This is a genomic window from Plectonema radiosum NIES-515 (assembly GCF_025753815.1).
Classification (GTDB): Bacteria; Cyanobacteriota; Cyanobacteriia; order Cyanobacteriales; family Nostocaceae; genus Hassallia; species Hassallia radiosum_A.
On sequence record NZ_JAOWRF010000156.1, the window covers coordinates 1 to 19,766 of the forward strand.

The window sequence follows — 19,766 nt, forward strand, 5'->3', positions numbered from 1 at the left end:
ACTACCCTTGAAGACTGTTTCCGATTTATCGGAAATACATCTTCAAGGGTGTTTCGTTTTTGACTCGCAATTCATCCCATCACCAACACTCCGTGTATGGTGTGGGGCTTCTTGCTGTACAAGCTAATGTTGGATTTTGAAGTCGGCGTGAGCTTAATTGATTTAAGTTTCCCATGTCAAGTTGTTTATATATTAATTACGGTAGGATTCGGGTGCGATCGCTTGAAGATTTGTGTACTTAGCCTCTTCAACTCCAAGCGCTTCTGAAGGGCACAAGATCGCTCATCCAACAACAAAAAACCCCCGTGTTAAGTACCGAGCTGATGTTTTCTAAGTCCAATATTCAATTTCCAGGGGAAAAGAGAATGATTTGTATCACACATGAGGGTGAAATGGTGTTGGTGATGACAGCATCCTTGGGTTAGTGTCGCTGCTTGACGCAGCAATGCTGCACTCAAATTAAACGGCGATCGCTACATTAGAAGATATAGATAAAAATCGCTGTTATTTACTCACGACTCACACAAAACCATGAGTGTAAACATTACTATTTCTCAAAATCCCTTACTCAAAGGCTACGGCTTACCTCCTTTTTTTGACATTTCCCCAGAACAAGTTGTCCCAGCCTTCAAGCAACTGCTGGCAGAACTAGACACTTCCCTTGCCAGCTTAGAAACTAAGATAGAAACAAATTGGAGCGGTTTAGTAGAACCTTTAGAATATTTAACAGAACGCTTAAATTGGAGTTGGGGCATAGTCAACCATTTAATGGGGGTGAAAAATAGCCCAGAATTGCGCGAAGCTTATGAAGCTGTTCAGCCAGATGTCGTGCAGTTTGTCAACAAGCTCGGTCAAAGCCAAGTTATCTATAATGCTTTTAAAACACTACGACAAAGTGATACCTGGGCAACTTTAGATTCTGCTCAACAACGCATCATTGAAGCCGCAATTCGAGATGCAGAACTTTCGGGTGTCGGTTTGCAAGGTGAAGCCAAAGAGCGTTACAACGCTATTCAGATGGAGTTAGCGGAACTTTCCACCAAGTTTTCTAACCATATACTCGATGCTACCAAAGCCTTTAGTTTAACTTTGACTACTATTGCAGAAATTGACGGCTTACCACCCAGTTTACTGAGTCTTGCCGCACAAGCTGCACGCTCTGAAGGTGCAGAAAACGCCACACCCGAAAACGGACCTTGGCGGATCACTTTGGACGTTCCTAGTTATAGTCCTTTTATGCAGCATAGCACCCGCCGCGATTTGCGAGAACAGCTTTACAAAGCTTTTATCACTCGTGCCTCTTCTGGGAAGTTGGATAACAACCCGTTAATTGAGCGCACTTTGGAGTTACGTCAAGAACTAGCAAATTTACTCGGCTTTAAAACTTTCGCTGAGTTGAGTTTAGCAAGTAAGATGGCTCCGAATGTTGAAGCAGCAGAAGCGCTTTTAGAAGAATTACGTCGTGCAAGTTACGATGCTGCTGTTAAAGATTTAGAAGAACTCAAAGCTTTTGCAGCAAAAAAGGGTGCAGCAGAAGGAAATGATTTGAAACATTGGGATATCAGCTTTTGGGCTGAACGTCAACGAGAAGAAAAATTCGCTTTCACCGCTGAAGAGTTACGTCCTTACTTTCCGCTTCCCCAAGTGTTAGATGGTTTATTTGGGTTGGCAAAACGGCTGTTTGCTGTGACGGTGACGATCGCCGATGGACAAGCTCCAGTATGGCATGAAGATGTACGTTATTTCCAAATTGCGGATGAAACGGGTAATCCGATCGCTTACTTCTATTTAGATGCTTACAGCCGTCCCGCAGAAAAGCGCGGCGGTGCTTGGATGGATACTTGCATCAATCGTGGTAAAATCAAAGCTCAGGGGGTGACTCATACACGTTTACCTGTAGCCTATTTGGTATGCAATCAAACTCCCCCTGTAGATGGCAAGCCGAGTTTGATGACTTTTAATGAAGTCGAAACTTTGTTTCACGAGTTCGGTCATGGCTTGCACCACATGCTCACGAAGGTAGATTACAGCAGCGCCGCAGGCATTAATAATGTCGAATGGGATGCAGTGGAATTACCTAGCCAGTTTATGGAAAACTGGTGTTATGAAAGACCAACTTTGTTTGGGATGGCAAAGCATTACGAAACTGGTGAGATGCTACCAGAGCATTATTATCAAAAGCTGTTGGCAGCAAAGAATTACATGAGTGGTAGTGGTATGCTCAGACAACTGCACTTTAGCATGTTGGATTTGGAATTACACTACCGCTATCGTCCAGGTGGGAATGAAACTGCCAAACATGTACGCGATCGCCTAGCCAAAACCACAACCGTTTTACTACCACTCCCCGAAGACGCATTTTTATGCGCTTTTGGGCACATCTTCGCGGGTGGATATGCAGCTGGTTATTACAGCTATAAGTGGGCGGAAGTCTTGAGTGCTGACGCTTTTGCCGCTTTTGAAGAAGCTGGCATCGAAGATGAGCAAGTTATCAAAGCTACTGGCAAACGCTACCGCGATACAGTGTTAGCGCTTGGTGGTAGCAAACATCCGATGGAGGTATTTAAATCCTTCCGGGGACGCGAACCTAGTACAGCAGCTTTACTTAAGCATAATGCTTTAGCGGCTGCTTAATTTTCTAATTGCCCTAGATCGGTAAGCTCTGTTTGTCAAGCCTCGTCAGTGCGTTGCAAAGAAACACGACCGTTGTCGCACCTGGTCTTCAGGCACTTTAGCCTGAAGGCAAACAAAACGCAACATAAATTAATATCAACGTCTTCATTAACATTGAGCGGCTGCTAAATATTTGTTAATCATAAAACACTAATTCAGATCATATCCGGCAAATCACACCTATTGTAGAGACGTTACGGTGCAACATCTGTACAAGGGTTACGATCTTTTTATTAATTCAACGGATAAAATATTATTCATTATTTATTCTACTTCTTTGCAATACTTACCGATTTTTTAATTAAGAATAATTAACATAAATTAAAACTAATAAAAATAATCATAAATAGTTAACTTAAAAGTGCAAAATTGGAAGTATGCTTAATCCTTAGGAGCCTAGTTGATAATTTAAGTAACGGGGTGCAAATAAATGTAACTTGTCTAGATTTGTCATATATTTAAAACCCAATGACAAAAGTTTATTTGTACCGATTTACTTACTAGGTTGTTGAGCAAAGCGGTGAAAACCATAGCAAACTTAACAACAGAACGTAACATGATCGAAAAAATTTTGCTAGCTGTCTCTGGACTGGGGCACGCGGAAGAAATGTTAAAAACTTTAACACAATTGCCATCCATCCAAAAGGCAAAAGTTACAGTTTTGCACGTTGTATCTGGCAAAACCACCAGTGAAGCAATGACAGCTAAGTGGGAAGAAGGTGGTAGAATATTAGCTAATGCGATTCAAACTTTAAACTTAGATCCTAGCCAGATTTCTTCAATTTTGCGCCAAGGAGATCCCAAAAATGTAGTTTGTCAAGTCGCCGATGAAATCGATGCTGATTTGATAATTATGGGTTCACGCGGACTTAAGCGACTGCAATCTATTTTATCAAACTCTGTTAGCCAGTACGTTTTTCAGTTATCTTCTCGCCCGATGTTGCTGGTAAAAGATGACATTTATGTCAAAAATATTAGGCGCATTATGGTGGCAATGGATAAATCTGATGCTGCAAAACACTGCTTAAAATTGGCGATATTCTTATTGCAAGGTATTCCTGGTGGGCAGTTAATTCTTGCTAATGTTGATACAGATTTACGCGGCAAATTATCGGAAATAACCGAAGTTAGTTCCGAAAAAAATCCAGTTTTAGCAATGGCAGTTGCAGAAGCGCAAAGATATAGTGTACCAGTTCGTTGTTACACTAGCAGCGGCAAACCCGGTGAAGAAATTTGTCGTTTGGCAGAAGAATTGAACATAGACTTATTATTGCTCGGTTCGCCCGATCGCCGTCCTTCAATTGCCAAGAGTTTTGTAGATATAGACAGACTAATAGGTTCTTCTTTATCTGATTACGTTCGCGTTAATGCGACTTGTCCAGTATTGCTAGCCAGAACCGAAGCTTAACTATAAATAGAAACCCCCACACAACAAGTGCAGGGGTTCTTTATTTTATACCGAAATTAATTATCTTTTCCACCTTCGCGGCTGGCAGTTTGGATGTAAAGAATGAGTAAAAACACAGTGGGAACTAGTACGAACAAAATGCTCGCAACGAACCCTAACTCATTAACTTGCATAGCAAGATAGCCTCTCTTTAATTTCCGGTCAACAACTTTAGGATAGCATTATACACGTCCGAGTCAGCCCAAATTTTTACTTACGTTCATTAGTTACGTCCGATGAACCGAAATCTTAAGGCTTTGTGACTACGCTGACTGCACCATTAACCACTGTTTGACAAGCTAAACGGTAATTTTCCGGCTTTTTCTTCAATATCCGTTTTTCTGTATCTGTGCGCTGGGAAAGATTTTCCATTCCTTCGACTATCTCAACAATACAGGTGCCGCAATTACCACCACCACCACAATTCGTCATCTTGCCGATAAATTTATAGATGTCAATGTTGTTTTGCATGGCTTTAAGCCGCAGGTTAGCACCATCTGCTGCTATTACTTCTTTATTTTCTTTGACAAATTTGATATTACCCATTGTTTAATAACTTTCAAAGCTGAGTATTGATTTTGCTTGATTCAGTATCTCACTTATTAGATGAAATATTACGAAATAATAAGAACTATAAATTTTATCAAAGAATATGACCCAAAAAATAAGACAGGTATGTTGCCTGTCCCGTAAAATTTAACTCAATTGTGGCGTTACCACCAAAGCCAAATATTTATATTTAGCTTACCTAAAACCTACCGCTGCTTGCCAAACGAAAGCTAGCAACAAAAAGAAAACGGGAATAATTGGTAGAACATCTACCAATGGGTCGAAAATTTGATAAGCTTCCGGCAGTTTTGCTAATAATAGTGCAGCTTCCATGTTCCTTTAAATCCACCTATCCAACACAGCTTTCATAATTGAGAAGTATCTTAACACGCATTGGTTAAGTTGTTAATTGTTAGTCAATGGGTATTGGGAATAGGGAATAGGGAATAGAAAAAAATTGTCCCCCAAGGAGTCTCCCAAGGAGTCCCCCCATCACCCCATTTTCCCAGGAGTAAGCCAGTGAGCAAATTCTGTAGTGAAGCGATCGCCTAAAATAGCCTCTCTGATCTTTTGGGTAAAACGTATCAGTTCGGTGATGTTGTGAATACTCAACAAAGTGTAAGCCAAAATTTCTTGCGATCGCACTAAATGAGATATGTACGCACGGCTGAAGTTTTGGCAAGTGTAACAAGCACAAGTTTCATCTAATGGCGTAAAATCTTCACGAAATTTAGCATTTTTCAAATTCCAGCGATCGCCCAGTACAATAGCTGTACCATGTCTTGCCCAGCGAGTGGGAATGACGCAATCAAATAAATCTATACCAGAAGCGATAGCGATCGCCATCTCTCGATAAGTACCTACACCCATCAAATAACGCGGCTTATCTGGTGGCAAAAGTGGTGCTGTCGCTTGGACAATATTCGCAATTAATTCTGGTGGTTCTCCCACACTCACACCACCAATGGCATATCCGGGCAAATCTAACTCAGCCAAAGCCACAGCAGCCTGAGAACGCAAATCTAAATACACCCCTCCCTGTACAATACCAAACAACGCCTGATCGCTGCGTTGATGCGCCACAATACAACGTTGTAACCAGCGGTAAGTACGTGCTGTGGCTGCTTCCACCTCTTGACGAGTAGCTGGATAAGGGGGACATTCATCAAACGCCATAATCACATCTGCCCCCAGAATATTCTGAATCTCGATTGAGCGCTCTGGTGTTAAGTTAATAATCTGACCATCGTGGGGTGAACGAAATACTACACCATCTTCAGTGATTTTTCGCATTTCGCTCAAGCTGAAAACTTGAAACCCACCAGAATCTGTCAGCATTGGACCATTCCAGCCCATAAACTTATGCAATCCCCCACCCCCAGCCACAATTCCTTCACCCGGTTGCAGGTGGAGATGATAAGTATTTGATAACACCATTTGCGCCCCAGTTTCCTTTAATTGGGCAGGTGTCAGGGTTTTGACATTTGCGAGGGTTCCCACTGGCATAAACCGTGGAGTTTCAACGATACCATGAGGCGTGAAAAACACCCCAGCACGCGCTTTTGTCTGGCTACAGCAAGCAAGGCATTGAAAAGAGAATGTAGAACTCAAAATAAAATAGATGGGGTGATGGGGAGAGGGGGAGAGGGGGGGAGGGGGAGAGGATTTAAGTCTTGACTCTTAACTATTAAGTTTAAAACGAATCAGAACAGTCATCGTCAATTTCTGCATCCCACCTAGCTGATAGTACCTGCTCCATCATGGCTTCAATGGTGCTGACATTCAAGTTGCGATCGCGTCGTTCTTGTAAAGGGGTAGACAAAGGAATAAGTCGCAAACGGGTTCCTTCTTGCACCAAATCAAAAAAGCTTTGCTGCTGGGGAGACTGTTTTAATTCCAAATAATCGAAGCTATAAACATTTAAATAAAGAGCATGATTAGCTACTAGCGTAGAGCGTTGCGGATTCGCAAACACTTCCATTACATCCCCGTCACCCTCGCTCTGCAATTTGCCATCTTGGGTGTAAATGTAGTGAACGCGACCTAAATCCGTCAACAATCGTCGTATATCGAGCTTATTTACAATTACGCCCGTGTTAATGATGCACGGAGCTGGTATCTTGGTGTCGGGTAGATGGTGGCTCATAATTAAATAGCTTGAGTGCGCGAAGGTGAAGTACAACACAGCTAAACAGTCAATTGAACAGATGGAGCTAAACCCTACATTTAGATAATTATCAACTTCTTTGTGGGGTGAATAACTAATAATTTGAGATAAGTTATTAGTTAAAAATCGGTACAACGGAACTGTGAGTGATGAAATTGCTACTTCTCAAAAAAAACTTAGGTTTATTTTTATACTACGCATTTTTAGTTAAGAACTGAGATAAGGATAACAAAATTTTCCGGGAGAAGTCCTGCCTGCCAGTTAATCTTATTTAAAGCTTTAAAATTTGATGCTGCTCCCAGTGCCGGAATTTTCAGCGCCATTATTAATTTGTCCTTTATTTTTTGTCATTTGTCATCTGTAAAAATGCTAATGACTAATGACCAAGAACTAAGGTAATAAATATGACTAATGAAGAGCAATGGTGGAAAAAAAGTTTGGCACAAATAGCCGCTTCAGTCATATTTTATACTGCAATACCTCTGCCATATTTGGACAAGTTAGACTTTTCGCAGGTGGCACGCTTTGCGCCGGCGATTGGGCTGATGATTGGGGGAATTTTGGGGCTATTTGATACTGGGATGAATTATCTGGGTGTGCCAATATTAACTCGTAGCGCGTTAGTAGTTAGTGTTTGGATTGCAATTACGGGAGGACTGCATTTAGATGGGGTAATGGATACTGCTGATGGGTTAGCGGTAGGTGACAAAGAACGACGATTGGAGGTGATGACAGATAGTGCTACAGGTGCGTTTGGGGCAATGGCAGCGATCGCCTTGCTATTATTAAAAACAAGCGCATTGACAGATATCCATCAAAATCGCTGGCTAGTTTTGATGGCTGCTTGTGGGTGGGGACGTTGGGGTCAAATTTTGGCGATCGCTCAATATCCTTACCTCAAATTAACTGGTAAAGGCGCATTTCATCAAGAAGCAATTCGTTCTTATAAAGATTGCTTACCAGGATTATTGCTGGTGAGTTGTTTGAGTGGTTTAGAAATATTAATCGACAAACGCCTATTTTTTGCCTTAGAGATGACACTAGTAGGAAGTGCGATCGCTTTTGTGACTGGTGCTTGGTTCAATCACAAATTAGGTGGACATACAGGAGACACATACGGTGCAGTCGTTGAGTGGACTGAAGCCTTATTTCTCTGTCTACTGACCGCTTTAGAAAGTTACGAATGAGGAGTTACGAATGAGGAGTTACGAATGAGGAGTTACGAATGAGGAGTTACGAATGAGGAGTTACGAATGAGGAGTTACGAATGAGGAGTTACGAATGAGGAGTTAGGAGAACCGAGTAGGAGGAGCGGAGTTAGGAATGAGGAGTTACGAATGAGGAGTTACGAATGAGGAGTTACGAATGAGGAGTTACGAATGAGGAGTTAGGAGCATAACTCAATAACTCATAATTCATAAATTTTAACTTCGCTTTTCCTAACTCCTAACTTTTAACTCCTAACTCCTAACTTTATTTAACTGGTTGCAACTTTGTCACTTTAAGTTTATAGGCACCAATTCCAGTTTCTCCAAAAGACCTGACACGAATGATGTAATTTCCTGTTTCAATAATGCGGGTAAACAGCAGGGAATTACTGCTACCATCGGGACCGTCATCATTTTCTGCTACTGTCGCTCCATCAGGTCCTAGCAGCGTGATTATGGCATCAAAGCTGTCAGATGACAAATCAACCGCGAGATTATCACCCTTGGTCAGTTTAACAAGGTAATCACGGGCAAACCCGCCTTGACCGGTAGGAATGTCTTTATCTGAAAGCGTATCAGAAATTTCCGCACTACTAGGTAAAGGTATAGGAGTATACAATTTATTTTGAGCAAAAGCTGCTGTTGTACTCATACCAATTGCCAGCAATGTAGCAGGAACAATTATTACTTGCCTCAAACTTGCCCCGAAAGCTTTACTTATCATTCCCAGCAGTGTTCCCACAAAAACAGTATAATCCGGTCAATTATAGATTTTTCAAGCATAGCTTGCCTAGATATTCTTTGTTTATCTTTCTTTTACAGCAGTAGCAACCGCTGCTAATCCCTCTACGGCAACTCCATATTCATGAAGTACTGACACCGCAGATTTAGCAGTAGCACCAGTAGTATAAATGTCGTCAATTAACAATACTGGGACATCTGGGCGACACCGATTAAATTCTTTCCCTAAAGCAAAAGCTTCTGCTAAGTTTTTTTCTCGTCCTGATGCAGATAAACCAAATTGTGCTTCAGTTTCTCGTACTCTTGCCAAACCATTTTGGTTCAATTTTAACCCGGTTGTTTGGCAAAAGCTTTCTGCTATGAGCGCGGCTTGGTTGTAACCGCGTTTTTTTTGCTTATTAGGGTGAAGTGGAATGGGAACAACTATTAAGCGTCGGTCTGTAGAGAGCGAATTTAACCATGCTTCGCCTAACCATTGTCCTAAAGGGCGGGCAATTTGGGGTTGATTTTCGTATTTCATGGCGGCGATCGCTCTTTTTAAAGAACCGTTATACATACCCCAAGCAAATACTGGTATTGATTCTTGCCAACGGCTATGAGGGTTAGGTAAGTAACAGCTATGTAACTGTTTGACACAGTATTGACAAAATTCTTGAGATGTTTGGCGCTGACACAGAGGACAATTGGATTGAAGAAAGAGGTTGAGTAAGCCTTTGAGATTTTTAGTCCAGGTTAGCATTTTCAAAGTTAGAATATACGTTTGCAAATTATATGTCGCGATTTGCATTTCGCTAATAGTGGCTTATTCTCTGACAACAAACCCCCTCAGGTAGCGAACTCCAAACATCGGGATATATAATTTGCAATCCTTGGCAATAGACACAAAGAAGTGAAAATTAAATGTGCGTCAACCAAAACCCTACCCCATAATCTCACAATCGGTTTTTATCCACAATAAAAGCTACATTCTATACAAACATGAATTCATTGAGGGCAACGCGATCGCCTTGCTTCAAAATCTTCAAACGTCCAAAATTCGTAGTGTGACAATGCACGGGTGCGGAATGTTGGCTGTTAGTAATAGTTAAGCTTGGATAATATTGCAGATTTTGCCAAACCCAGCAGCTGCCTCAAACATAGCCTATTGGGAAACTTAACCAAACTTAAAAACCTGAAAATGGGGAAATCCCCCCAGTAATAGCTCACTGAGGCTGAGGTACAATGCAAAGAAATATTTAAATTATGAGACGCTCCTTCTTATGATCAGACCAGAAGTTAACACAAAATCCAGTGATAAAAATTTAGAGGCAATGCGCCATTTTTCCGAACAATACGCCAAGCGTACTGGAACTTACTTTTGTGCTGAACCCTCTGTAACCGCAGTTGTAATTGAAGGACTTGCCAAGCATAAAGACGACTTTGGGGCACCTTTGTGTCCTTGTCGTCACTACGAAGACAAAGCAGCTGAGGTAAGCGCGACATTTTGGAACTGTCCTTGTGTACCCATGCGAGAACGCAAAGAATGCCATTGTATGCTGTTTCTTACCTCAGACAACGAGTTTGCAGGTGAAATGCAGGAAATTTCTTTAGAAACAATCAAAGAAGTTCGAGACAGCATGGGTTGATGGAAAGTATCCCCAGCGACTTTTGGCAAGGCGTAGAGCAGTTCAATTCAGGACAGTTCTACGCCTGTCACGATACATTAGAGGCTCTATGGATCGAAGCATCAGAGCCAGAGAAAAGCTTTTATCAAGGCGTTTTACAAATTGCCGTAGCCTTATATCATCTGAGTAATCGGAACTGGACAGGGGCAGTAATTTTATTAGGAGAAGGAAGCAATCGCCTGCGACGTTACCCATCAACATACAGCGGTATTGATGTTGACGAATTATTATATCAGAGTGCGGCATTGTTGAGCGCACTACAAAAAGCCGGAGCCGAAAAGATTACTGCTGGTAATTTCGGTGAAGATGATGCCTTCACCTTGCCCAAGATTTTACTAGTTAACGAATCAAAAGGCTAGGGACGCTTGGACAAGGAGACAAGGAGACAAGGAGACAAGGGAACTCCTTGAAGGCAAGGAGACAATTCTTTCTCCCCCTGTCCCCCTCTCCCCTATAAGCTTTTAGTAAAGCTTCGCAACAAAATATGTGTAGTGACGAAACAATAAAGTTTTAGAAAGCGTCAAGAGTATTAACCAGTGCCTAATCCACAATTAGTTTAGATTGTGTATTTTATCCGAAACACGACTAAAACTGCGTTACTTATTGTTTCGTAGTAAGCACTTCAGTGCTTAATATTAAGCACTAAAGTGCTTAATACAATAAAACACTTAAGATAATTAAAGTAAAAATCAAAATCTTAAATCTTAAATTACTATTATGCCCTGGTATCAATTGCCTAAATTACACATACGTCGCTTTGGATTAGCCTTAATGTTACCAGTTGCTCTGGTGGGAACTATAGCCTTTCCCATCCAGTTGCAAAGCGCTACAGCACAAACTTCTGGACAACAAGGACGCCCACTGCAAATTAAATCTGATACCCAAGAATACGATGCCAAAACGCAAGTAGTAACAGCGCGTGGTAATGTGCAAATGGTTTATCCGGCTCGGCAAATTCAAGCCACAGCTGCCCAAGCTCAATATTTTAGCAAAGAACGCCGCATCGATTTCAGTGGCAACGTTTATATTTTGCAACAGGGTGCTAATAGCATCAGAGCAGAGAAAGTTACATATCTAATTGACGAAGGACGATTTGTCGCATTACCGCAAAACAATCGCCAGGTAGAATCAATCTATTTGGTGAACGACTCCAACGTCAACGCACCATCTGCTGCACCCCCACCAAAAACACCGCCTTTCAAGCGTTCCAATTAGAAATAATCGCTTCATTTAGGGTAGATCAACTGTGAAAATTGTTTTAGAAAACGTTCACAAATCTTACGGCAAGCGAGTTATTGTCAATCGCGTTAACATTTCTGTTGCCCAAGGAGAAATCGTCGGTTTACTCGGTCCGAATGGAGCTGGTAAGACAACCACATTTTACATTGCCACAGGTTTAGAAAAACCCGATCAAGGAAACGTTTGGTTAGATAGCCAGAATATTACTGAGATGCCAATGCACAAAAGGGCGCGAATGGGTGTTGGCTATTTAGCGCAAGAACCGAGTATTTTTCGCGCTTTGAGTGTGCGGGATAACATTCTTTTAGTACTAGAGCAAACGAATGTACCACGATTAGAATGGTCAGGGAGAGTACAAAATTTACTGCGGGAATTGCGTTTGGAAAAAGTAGCTAACAGTAAAGGAATTCAACTTTCTGGGGGTGAGCGACGCCGGACAGAATTAGCGAGAGCTTTGGCAGCTGGGCGTTCCGGTCCAAAATTTTTGCTTTTAGATGAACCATTTGCCGGAGTTGATCCGATCGCCGTTTCCGAAATTCAGCATATTGTCGCCAGATTGCGCGATCGCAACATGGGTATCCTCATCACAGATCACAATGTCCGCGAAACTCTCGCTATCACAGACCGTGCTTATATCATGCGCGAGGGGCAAATTCTCGCGTCCGGTACAGATGAAGAACTTTATAATAACCCGCTAGTTCGGCAATATTACTTAGGCGATAACTTCCAAGTCTAGTCATGTGTCATTTGTCTTTGAGTAACAACTAATGACTAATGACTAATAAATACTGACTAATCATGAAATACAAGCCTTTTTATACCCTAAATTCCCTCCTGCCTTTTTCCATCATGGATCGCTACCTCACCAGCGAATTAATACCGCCATTTTTGTTTGGTGTCGGAGCATTCTCATCAATTGGTGTCACAATTGATGCTGTATTTGAACTGGTGAGAAAAATAGTAGAATCCGGGCTACCAGTAGAAATTGCACTCCAAGTTTTTTTATTAACCCTGCCAAAGTTCATTGTTTTAGCCTTCCCCATGTCTACGCTGCTAGCTACTTTGATGACTTACAGTCGTCTTTCTAGCGAAAGCGAATTGATTGCTCTGCGAGGATGTGGCGTAAGTGTTTATCGCATGGTATTAACTGCGGTGTTTTTAAGTTTGCTGGTAACAGGATTAACATTTGTCTTCAACGAGGAAATTGCACCAGCAGCAAGTTACCAAGCAGCCGTTACCTTAGAAAAAGCACTAAAATCGGACAAGCCACCTATTGCCAAGCAAGATAACTTCCTCTATGCAGAAAAGCGAGATGTAAAGCAACCCGATGGTAAAAAGCAAAAAATTCTCATCCGCTTATATTACGCCGATCAATTTGATGGCAAGCGCTTCAAAGGTTTGACAATCATAGATCGTTCCGACCAAAAAGCCCAGCAAGGTTTAAGTCAAATTGTCGTTGCCGATTCCGGCGAATGGAATCCATCGGAAAACACCTGGAATATATATAAAGGTACGATTTATTTAGTAGCTCCTGATAGTTCTTATCGCAATATTGTGCGCTTTGAACAGCAACAATTACAACTGCCTCGCACAGCATTTCAACTAGCAGAAAAAACCAAAGATTACGACCAGATGAATATCGCCCAAGCGCTAGAACAACTCGAGCTAGAACGCCTCGGCGGTGATGATAAAAAAATTCGCAAACTGAAAATTCGGATTCAACAAAAAATTGCCTTGCCCTTTGTATGTGTAGTTTTTGGCTTAGTAGGTGCTGCGATGGGAACCATCCCACAGCGCACCGGGCGAGGAACTAGTTTTGGTATTAGTGTCATAGTTATTTTTTCTTACTACTTATTTGGTTTTATTACTAGTGCCCTAGGAGAGGCAAATGTTGTCTCTCCCTTTATGGCAGCTTGGTTGCCGGATTTTCTTGGTTTAGGCACAGGTATATTCTTATTGATGCGAGCTGCCCGACGATGATATTACAACACAAAATAATGATGCGTTATCTTATCTACCGTCGTAGAGACGTTCGGTCCGGAACGTCTCTACATTGTAAATAATGTGATCAACTCTAAGGAGTGTAGTTCCGACATTCCGGAGCATCGGGGTTTTCTCTACAGTATTCCTCAAAAGAGGTTTTAGCTGATACCATGCTTTCAGCTTTTTGATGAGCAGCTTCCGCTTGGAGTTCTTCTACTTCATCCCAAGCGGCAGCACAAGCTTTAGAATAAGCACCTTTGACTGTACAAATAGCACGAGCATCTTCAATCGCTTTTTGAATTCTATCCTCCAGCACAAGTCCTTTGGGAGAATCTACAAAGTCGCTTTTTGTCAAGATGTCAGTAATTGAGATAATGCCCAACAGCTTGCCTTGAATCACTGGTGCTCTGCGAATACCAGTATTGGCAAACAACCGCGCTACAAATTCCACGCCCAAATCGGGATTGACAACAATGCAAGGCTTGCTCATAATTTCGTAAACCCTCACTGCTTTGGGATCTTTGCCGTAAGCTGTTATCTTGTAGACAATATCTGTCTCAGTCAAAATACCATAGGCATCATTTTCATGGCGGCGATCCACAACCAGTGCCCGTAGCCCTTTTTTCTTCAACAGTTCCACAGCTTCGGCCACAGTCGCCGAACCGCGAATGGTAACTACGTCCTTGGTCATGATATCTTCAGCTTTCATCATTGCTATAGCCTCCCGTTAAATAGGATGGTACGGTAGGATCGCTCTTTGCTGAACTCTCTTTTGCCCGCCCACAACAATAAAGTTAGAGCAGCTTTCAACTCTAGATGATATCCAAAGTAACCAAGGCGTAAAACAAGGAGAAATGGCTTGACTTTTGTATCGCTTTGCTCTCTTTTCTTTCTTGGGGTTCTTCTCCTGTCAAAGACGCTGCGCGTAGCCTTTGTGCCTCTCGTAGCGAAGGCGTTTTGGCGGTTCGTTAAAAAAGTTTAGGTATTCTTCGAGCGGGATAGGAGTAGAACCTAAGAGCGAAAGAATTTGACAAGGTGAAAAAAAAAGTAAAGTTTCTCAGGAATACATCTGGATTATTAATGACGGTGGGAGTGTGGAAAGGTTAGGATTATATTACAATGCAACTTTAAGTGAGAAATTTCCTTAAGTTCAGACTTGATTTCTCATCTGAAAAATTATATTTTCACTGATGAAAATTGCTACGCCTTAGTCTGAATGCACTCTTGAAAGCTCGGTTTTGAATTTGTGGAAAGTTTTGCGCTTTTTGCAGTCAATGTAAATTCAAGGATTCGAGTCCCTATGTCACCTCACCGTCGTTATCCCCCCGCTTACTTACGTTACCTCAGAGCCAGGTTATGGAATTTCAGTAGACCGGCTTTTTGGGGAACAGCTATATTTTTATCTGTGTTAGGGCTGGGAATTCGAGAATATTGGGCAAACCCAGATTTTTTAACGTTTTTGCAAAATAACAAGCAAGCTGCTACACCAAAGCCTCCTGACTCATCTCTTTCAGATGAAGATAGAGCGATCGCAGCTGATATTGATAATTTACCAGTGCTGATTAATGACGCTCAACAATCAAATTTGCTAGTAGCGCCCAGCACGCGAAAGGAAAAAAGTCAAGATAATAAGAGCAAAAACTTATTAGACGATTTAATTAGCAAACAGGAGGAAGCGGCTAAAAATGCTAAGTCAAATCCTGTAGGGATAGTTGGTAATGTACCTGCTTCAAAGCAGACAAATCCTTTTGTGGCACAAGCAGAAAGTTTATTGCAAGCCGGGACTGCTAATACTGGTAGCCAGTTATTTGGTGTCAAGTCCTCAGATACATCGTCATATCAACCAGGTATACCAGGAAGTTCCTCAAACTTAGGGATTGGATTGCCTAATCAAATTAACAATAATCAAAATCCTGCCCCAATCAGTGCTTTACAAACAGCAATCAACTCTTCGACACAGAAGCCGTCAAGTTTAAATAATACGACTTCTAACTTTGCAAATACTATTGGGCGATCGCTACCCAGCAACGATTTATCAAATCAGGGTTTCTCTGCAAACACTCAGTTGAATACAAACCCGAACGATCCCATCTCGACAACGGGTTCCCAAAAGCCAACAGTCACCAATCAACCGCAAAATTACTATACCAATTTCCCTGATACTCAGTCGGTGACAAGTTACCAAAACCCCATAGTCACGAATCAACCGCAAAATTACTACACCAACTCTGGTAGTGAGCTGGGGACAACTTACCAAAAGCCCATAGTCACGAATCAGCCGCAAAATTACTACGGTAATTTAAATGTTCAGCCATTGCCGAGCGTAGTCACACCAACATCAACGGGATCGCCGGTAACTTATACTGCACCGAATAATATTGCACCATACTCTCCCCAGGCTCCGAATCAAGGTGCTGTCCAGTGGAGTAATCAAGTAGGATATGGCAATGGCAATCTAAATCCCAGCTTGCCGCAAACTCAATCGCCTCAGTCTAATCTTACAGTTCCTCCCCTGTCAGCAGGACAGTATGGTGGAGTTAACATTAATGGTTACACCTATCCTTAAGAATACTTAACTACTGCAAGTCACACCCTAGGTATTTTTTTGTAGTCTAGGCACAAGCAGATGTAATTTCTTAAGTAAGTGATACTTATCACTCTTTAGTATGATGTTCAGGGGTTACACCCCTTGTTTAATATATTAATATGTAAACAACAAATATTAAGCAGCAGTATTAATACTGCCTAATTCGGATATTTGAAAAGTACAAAATCTTATATTGAACCGAGCACCAGCGTAGTGAAGCATCTCACGATTTAACAGAAAATCCGGATTATTCACTGCACTTCATTAGGTTCAGAATTAGAAGTTATACGTTTCATAGAGTTTTAAAACATCCTCTTAAAGTTTATTTGATATTTAATTAATGCAACTAAATATGACAATCGATTTGTAAAGTAGCCATAACAACTTTGTGAAGATTAATTCATTTTCCCCATCGTGGGAAGATGGCACCGGAATTTCACATTAACTTAGTCTTAGAAGCTGAAACTCAATATTTTTACGGCTAGAAAAAATCAAGGTAAGTTACATGTTCCCCGTTAGTGATACGCATTTTTTGGTAAAAACCAGCATATATATTGCTAGACCCTGTTTTTTCTGATTATCTAACGGAGATTTTCAATGAATGCATTTGTGCGCTTTTTCGGCGTAGCGGCTTTCTCTATATATGCAGTAGTTTATGCATCTAATGTTGCTTATTCACAGTCAATACCGACTGCTGACCCAGAGAAAATAACACAGAAAATTTGCTCTTTTGATGCAGTGGAGAGTTTGTTACCTGCATCAAGTGAGCCAGGTAATTCTCCAATTTCCTACCTGGCACAGCAAGGTTTTACACAAAGTAGTGATGGTTCGTGGGTTTGTTATGTAAATGACCCGAAAAAGGAAGGACGTTATTACACCCTCTTAAAGGTTCAACAGATAAATGGAAAGCTCGTAGCAAGTTCTTTTCTCGACCAGGGGAGTTTGATTTCAGGACAAGAAGATCGCAGCTTAGATTTCTTCATGACGCTTGTTGAAAACTATACAAATACAACCCGGAACAACCGTCAAAGTATACGTAAGTATTTACAGACATTTATATCCCTAGTGCGCTCCGGTCAAATACAGGCTTCACGTCGTGGTTATCTGTTTGACCAACCCAGCCGTAGTTTTGTAATGTATCACCCGCTGAATGCGGGAGAACTCAAAGGTACGGGGATCACCATAAATATAAATTCGCCGTCTAACTTGGGTTCTAGCCAAGTCCGTTAGGTTAAGTCCAATTTTATTTGGTGGAGGTTAATTATGTTGAGGTCAGTTGTAAATAGAATTGCGTTTTCATTTTTGGCAGTAATAGCAATTATTCAGCCGGCTTCGGCTCAATTGAATATAGGACGCTATGGTGTTCAACCAGGATTGGAGCAAAATTATCTCCAGTACCAACTTTCGGGGGAGAGTCTTAGTCGAATACGAGCCATTCCTGGGTGTCTTACAGGATTTGGATCTAGTTGCAACAAGACTGGATCGGTACTCCAACAATTAGTTGAACAAAATAACAAAACTAGTTACTCCGACCTGCTGATGCGTGCAGCCGGTGGAGAGCAAAATTTCCGTAATTTCTCCAACTTCTACGGTAACAATCCCCGTCTAAGAGAAATTCCATATTCGTCTTTTTGGCAAAATGATGCCAAAAACATTGTGGATGGCTATCAGTATGTTCTGGGGCAACAGGTTGCTCGAACTCCGGTAGAAAATCTGGGACTGATAACCAAGAACTTCTACTGGTCACCATTATCTGGAGACAATAACTCACTCAGTCTCCGCAGTGGATTGCTGGACTTAAAATACTCTTACGGGCGTCTGCTTTTAGAAGAAGTCTCAAAAATTCCCAATCTTGACCAGCAGATTCAATCTTTGGGTTTGCCAAAAGAGGTGACACAGTATTATTTGGGTAACTTCTCTAGAGGGTTGGAAGCGTTGAATGCAGGAAATGAGAATTCACTCAAAGACAGCATTCTACACATACTTTCGGTTCCCTTCTCACCTGAAGGAGGAGAATTCGGACGTCCGAACGTGGGAATTCCGAATGAATTTGATTCGCTATATGGGCAAGGTTTAGAAGGAAATGCCTTTTTAGGTGGTCCTGTAGTCACCTTGGAGCCAGAAGCCATAAGCTTTGATATTCCTAATGAGGGAGAAGGATATGCCTTGATTCCAGGTGGTTCTGGTAATCAGTTCCCTACTTGGTTAATCGGAATTCCTCTGGCTGGACTGCTTTTATTTCTATTGTTGAATGGAGATAGTGGAGATAATTCCGGTTCAAGAGGCACTCTTATTTCCAGCGGTGGAGAAACTGGTGTCACTCCTCTTCCCCCTAGCCCTAGCCCTACCGTATGCCCTACTATGTCTGGTGGCAATGGTGTTGGGAGTAATCAGGGTGTCAATAGTTCTTGTCCTAACCCGATAATCGGAGGAGGGGAAGTTAAGAAAGTACCAGAGCCATCAGTATTAAATGCTCTTCTGCTTTTGACTATTGTGCTTTGCTTGGTGAAAAACAACCAGAGGCGATATTCTTACAGAGTTGCTGGGCGATGAGGGTGCGATCGCTTTAATCATTGTACTGGAAGTCGCGGCGTTGCGCGTACGAAGTCCGCCTACGCGGACTAAAAATAATTAGGATAATTTGGGGCGATCGCTTCTTGTATTGGATAAGTTACGATTAAGCCCCTTCTTCAATCGTATGGGTGCTTAATTATCGCTTGGGCAAACTGGGAACACTTCAACGGTTGTAGCAACCGTGCTAAATCATAGGTAACTTGACTTTGGGCGCAGCTAAGTAAGTCGTGGCTGAAATAACTATCCAGTTGAAAAAGGTTAAGAAAGCTTACTGTATAAGCTTTCTTAACTCCTGCCTCCTGCCCTCTGCCGGATTGCACTAGTTAGTGCGATCGCCATCTCTCAACATCACTTACACCGCTGCGCTCAATAAAGACACAATATACTGATTAAGACTTACACTTTCATTTTCAGCAGTTTCAGCCAAACGACGATGCAAAGATTTCGGCATCCTTACTAGTAGCTTACCACTATAGCTATCATCATTACACGGGTTAGGAATATCGTCGTCAGCTTCGTAAGCCGTCGAAATCCACAATTCCCGCGCTTCATTTATATTCGCTATTGTCTCTTCTAAGGTTTCACCTTGGGTGAGACATCCTGGCAAATCTTTAATTTGAGCGACATATCCCCCTTCTGGATCGGGGTACAGTGTTACTGGATACTGAAGATTCAAATAATATTCTAAGGACGGCTTTTCAATCTGCTTGTTCTTCTGGTTCAGTGTCTTCATTACTCCACTCTTCTAAATTTAATAGCTTAATAATTTGCTGGACATAAACTCGTTTAACTTTTTGTCCGCCTTTTTTAGCTTGTACAGCAAGAAGCCCCACACCATACACGGAGTGTTGGTGATGGGATGAATTGCGAGTCAAAAACGAAACACCCTTGAAGATGTATTTCCGATAAATCGGAAACAGTCTTCAAGGGTAGT

At 41.8% G+C, this 19,766-nt stretch carries 22 protein-coding genes; 11 read left to right on the plus strand and 11 right to left on the minus strand.

The annotated features are described in order from the left end of the window. Positions 1 to 531: 531 nt before the first annotated feature. Positions 532 to 2,634, plus strand: coding sequence for a M3 family metallopeptidase (locus tag OGM63_RS10510; RefSeq protein WP_263745473.1), 2,103 nt, complete (start codon positions 532 to 534; stop codon positions 2,632 to 2,634). A 595-nt stretch (positions 2,635 to 3,229) separates the two neighbouring features. After that, positions 3,230 to 4,081, plus strand: coding sequence for a universal stress protein (locus OGM63_RS10515; protein ID WP_263745474.1), 852 nt, complete (start codon positions 3,230 to 3,232; stop codon positions 4,079 to 4,081). 56 nt (positions 4,082 to 4,137) lie between these two features. On the opposite strand, the gene psbM is transcribed toward OGM63_RS10515, so the two are convergent. From psbM to OGM63_RS10540, 5 genes are all read right to left on the minus strand, one after another. Beyond that, positions 4,138 to 4,254 (minus strand): photosystem II reaction center protein PsbM, encoded by a 117-nt coding sequence (psbM, locus tag OGM63_RS10520; protein WP_263745475.1) that lies wholly within the window; start codon positions 4,252 to 4,254, stop codon positions 4,138 to 4,140. 115 nt (positions 4,255 to 4,369) lie between these two features. Then, entirely contained in the window at positions 4,370 to 4,666 is a 297-nt protein-coding gene (locus OGM63_RS10525) for a 2Fe-2S iron-sulfur cluster-binding protein (RefSeq protein WP_263745476.1), read from the minus strand. A 198-nt stretch (positions 4,667 to 4,864) separates the two neighbouring features. Next, complete coding sequence (locus OGM63_RS10530; RefSeq protein WP_010995059.1) at positions 4,865 to 5,002, minus strand: photosystem II reaction center protein K; 138 nt, start codon at positions 5,000 to 5,002, stop codon at positions 4,865 to 4,867. 159 nt (positions 5,003 to 5,161) lie between these two features. After that, positions 5,162 to 6,280: a tRNA guanosine(34) transglycosylase Tgt gene (tgt, locus tag OGM63_RS10535; protein ID WP_263745479.1), complete on the minus strand. Its 1,119-nt coding sequence runs from the start codon at positions 6,278 to 6,280 to the stop codon at positions 5,162 to 5,164. 82 nt (positions 6,281 to 6,362) lie between these two features. Continuing rightward, positions 6,363 to 6,815, minus strand: a complete 453-nt coding sequence (locus tag OGM63_RS10540; RefSeq protein WP_263745480.1) for a hypothetical protein — start codon at positions 6,813 to 6,815, stop codon at positions 6,363 to 6,365. A 425-nt stretch (positions 6,816 to 7,240) separates the two neighbouring features. Between OGM63_RS10540 and cobS the strand changes: the two genes are divergently transcribed. Next, a complete protein-coding gene (gene cobS, locus OGM63_RS10545) occupies positions 7,241 to 8,023 on the plus strand; it encodes an adenosylcobinamide-GDP ribazoletransferase (RefSeq protein ID WP_263745481.1) in 783 nt (260 codons plus the stop codon). Between the two features lie 286 nt (positions 8,024 to 8,309). On the opposite strand, the gene OGM63_RS10550 is transcribed toward cobS, so the two are convergent. Together OGM63_RS10550 and OGM63_RS10555 are read right to left on the minus strand one after the other, a co-directional pair. Beyond that, positions 8,310 to 8,768 (minus strand): PPC domain-containing protein, encoded by a 459-nt coding sequence (locus OGM63_RS10550; RefSeq protein WP_263745482.1) that lies wholly within the window; start codon positions 8,766 to 8,768, stop codon positions 8,310 to 8,312. Between the two features lie 81 nt (positions 8,769 to 8,849). Next, complete coding sequence (locus OGM63_RS10555; RefSeq protein WP_263745483.1) at positions 8,850 to 9,524, minus strand: ComF family protein; 675 nt, start codon at positions 9,522 to 9,524, stop codon at positions 8,850 to 8,852. Positions 9,525 to 10,044: 520 nt separating this feature from the next. On the opposite strand from OGM63_RS10555, the gene OGM63_RS10560 reads away from it, so the two are divergent. From OGM63_RS10560 to OGM63_RS10580, 5 genes are all read left to right on the plus strand, one after another. Further along, positions 10,045 to 10,410 carry a ferredoxin thioredoxin reductase catalytic beta subunit gene (locus OGM63_RS10560; RefSeq protein ID WP_263745484.1) on the plus strand — a complete coding sequence of 122 codons (366 nt, stop codon included), beginning with the start codon at positions 10,045 to 10,047 and terminating at the stop codon, positions 10,408 to 10,410. Beyond that, a complete protein-coding gene (locus OGM63_RS10565; RefSeq protein ID WP_263745485.1) occupies positions 10,407 to 10,808 on the plus strand; it encodes a DUF309 domain-containing protein in 402 nt (133 codons plus the stop codon). The genes OGM63_RS10560 and OGM63_RS10565 overlap by 4 nt, the downstream gene beginning before the upstream one ends. A gap of 358 nt (positions 10,809 to 11,166) precedes the next feature. Then, positions 11,167 to 11,664 (plus strand): LptA/OstA family protein, encoded by a 498-nt coding sequence (locus OGM63_RS10570; RefSeq protein WP_263745486.1) that lies wholly within the window; start codon positions 11,167 to 11,169, stop codon positions 11,662 to 11,664. A gap of 31 nt (positions 11,665 to 11,695) precedes the next feature. Further along, a complete protein-coding gene (gene lptB, locus OGM63_RS10575; protein WP_263745487.1) occupies positions 11,696 to 12,424 on the plus strand; it encodes an LPS export ABC transporter ATP-binding protein in 729 nt (242 codons plus the stop codon). 62 nt (positions 12,425 to 12,486) lie between these two features. After that, positions 12,487 to 13,668 (plus strand): LptF/LptG family permease, encoded by a 1,182-nt coding sequence (locus OGM63_RS10580; RefSeq protein ID WP_263745488.1) that lies wholly within the window; start codon positions 12,487 to 12,489, stop codon positions 13,666 to 13,668. A gap of 94 nt (positions 13,669 to 13,762) precedes the next feature. Here OGM63_RS10580 and OGM63_RS10585 read toward each other — a convergent pair whose 3' ends face one another. Further along, complete coding sequence (locus OGM63_RS10585; protein WP_263745490.1) at positions 13,763 to 14,383, minus strand: CP12 domain-containing protein; 621 nt, start codon at positions 14,381 to 14,383, stop codon at positions 13,763 to 13,765. A 588-nt stretch (positions 14,384 to 14,971) separates the two neighbouring features. Here OGM63_RS10585 and OGM63_RS10590 point away from each other — a divergent pair. The 3 genes from OGM63_RS10590 (at position 14,972) to OGM63_RS10600 (ending at position 18,811) form a co-directional block, all read left to right on the plus strand. After that, positions 14,972 to 16,237, plus strand: a complete 1,266-nt coding sequence (locus tag OGM63_RS10590; protein WP_263745491.1) for a hypothetical protein — start codon at positions 14,972 to 14,974, stop codon at positions 16,235 to 16,237. A 618-nt stretch (positions 16,238 to 16,855) separates the two neighbouring features. Further along, on the plus strand, positions 16,856 to 17,488 hold the full coding sequence (locus OGM63_RS10595; RefSeq protein ID WP_263745492.1) for a hypothetical protein: 633 nt from the start codon (positions 16,856 to 16,858) through the stop codon (positions 17,486 to 17,488). Positions 17,489 to 17,521: 33 nt separating this feature from the next. Next, positions 17,522 to 18,811 (plus strand): hypothetical protein, encoded by a 1,290-nt coding sequence (locus OGM63_RS10600; RefSeq protein ID WP_263745493.1) that lies wholly within the window; start codon positions 17,522 to 17,524, stop codon positions 18,809 to 18,811. A 137-nt stretch (positions 18,812 to 18,948) separates the two neighbouring features. Here the strand turns inward: OGM63_RS10600 and OGM63_RS10605 are convergent, their stop codons facing one another. The 3 genes from OGM63_RS10605 to OGM63_RS10615 are packed head-to-tail and all read right to left on the minus strand — an operon-like array spanning position 18,949 to position 19,707. Further along, positions 18,949 to 19,152, minus strand: coding sequence for a hypothetical protein (locus OGM63_RS10605; protein ID WP_263745494.1), 204 nt, complete (start codon positions 19,150 to 19,152; stop codon positions 18,949 to 18,951). Between the two features lie 32 nt (positions 19,153 to 19,184). Further along, positions 19,185 to 19,565 carry a type II toxin-antitoxin system HicB family antitoxin gene (locus tag OGM63_RS10610; protein WP_263745495.1) on the minus strand — a complete coding sequence of 127 codons (381 nt, stop codon included), beginning with the start codon at positions 19,563 to 19,565 and terminating at the stop codon, positions 19,185 to 19,187. After that, positions 19,531 to 19,707, minus strand: a complete 177-nt coding sequence (locus OGM63_RS10615) for a hypothetical protein (protein WP_263745496.1) — start codon at positions 19,705 to 19,707, stop codon at positions 19,531 to 19,533. Before OGM63_RS10615 ends, OGM63_RS10610 begins: the two co-directional genes overlap by 35 nt. Positions 19,708 to 19,766: the final 59 nt, after the last annotated feature.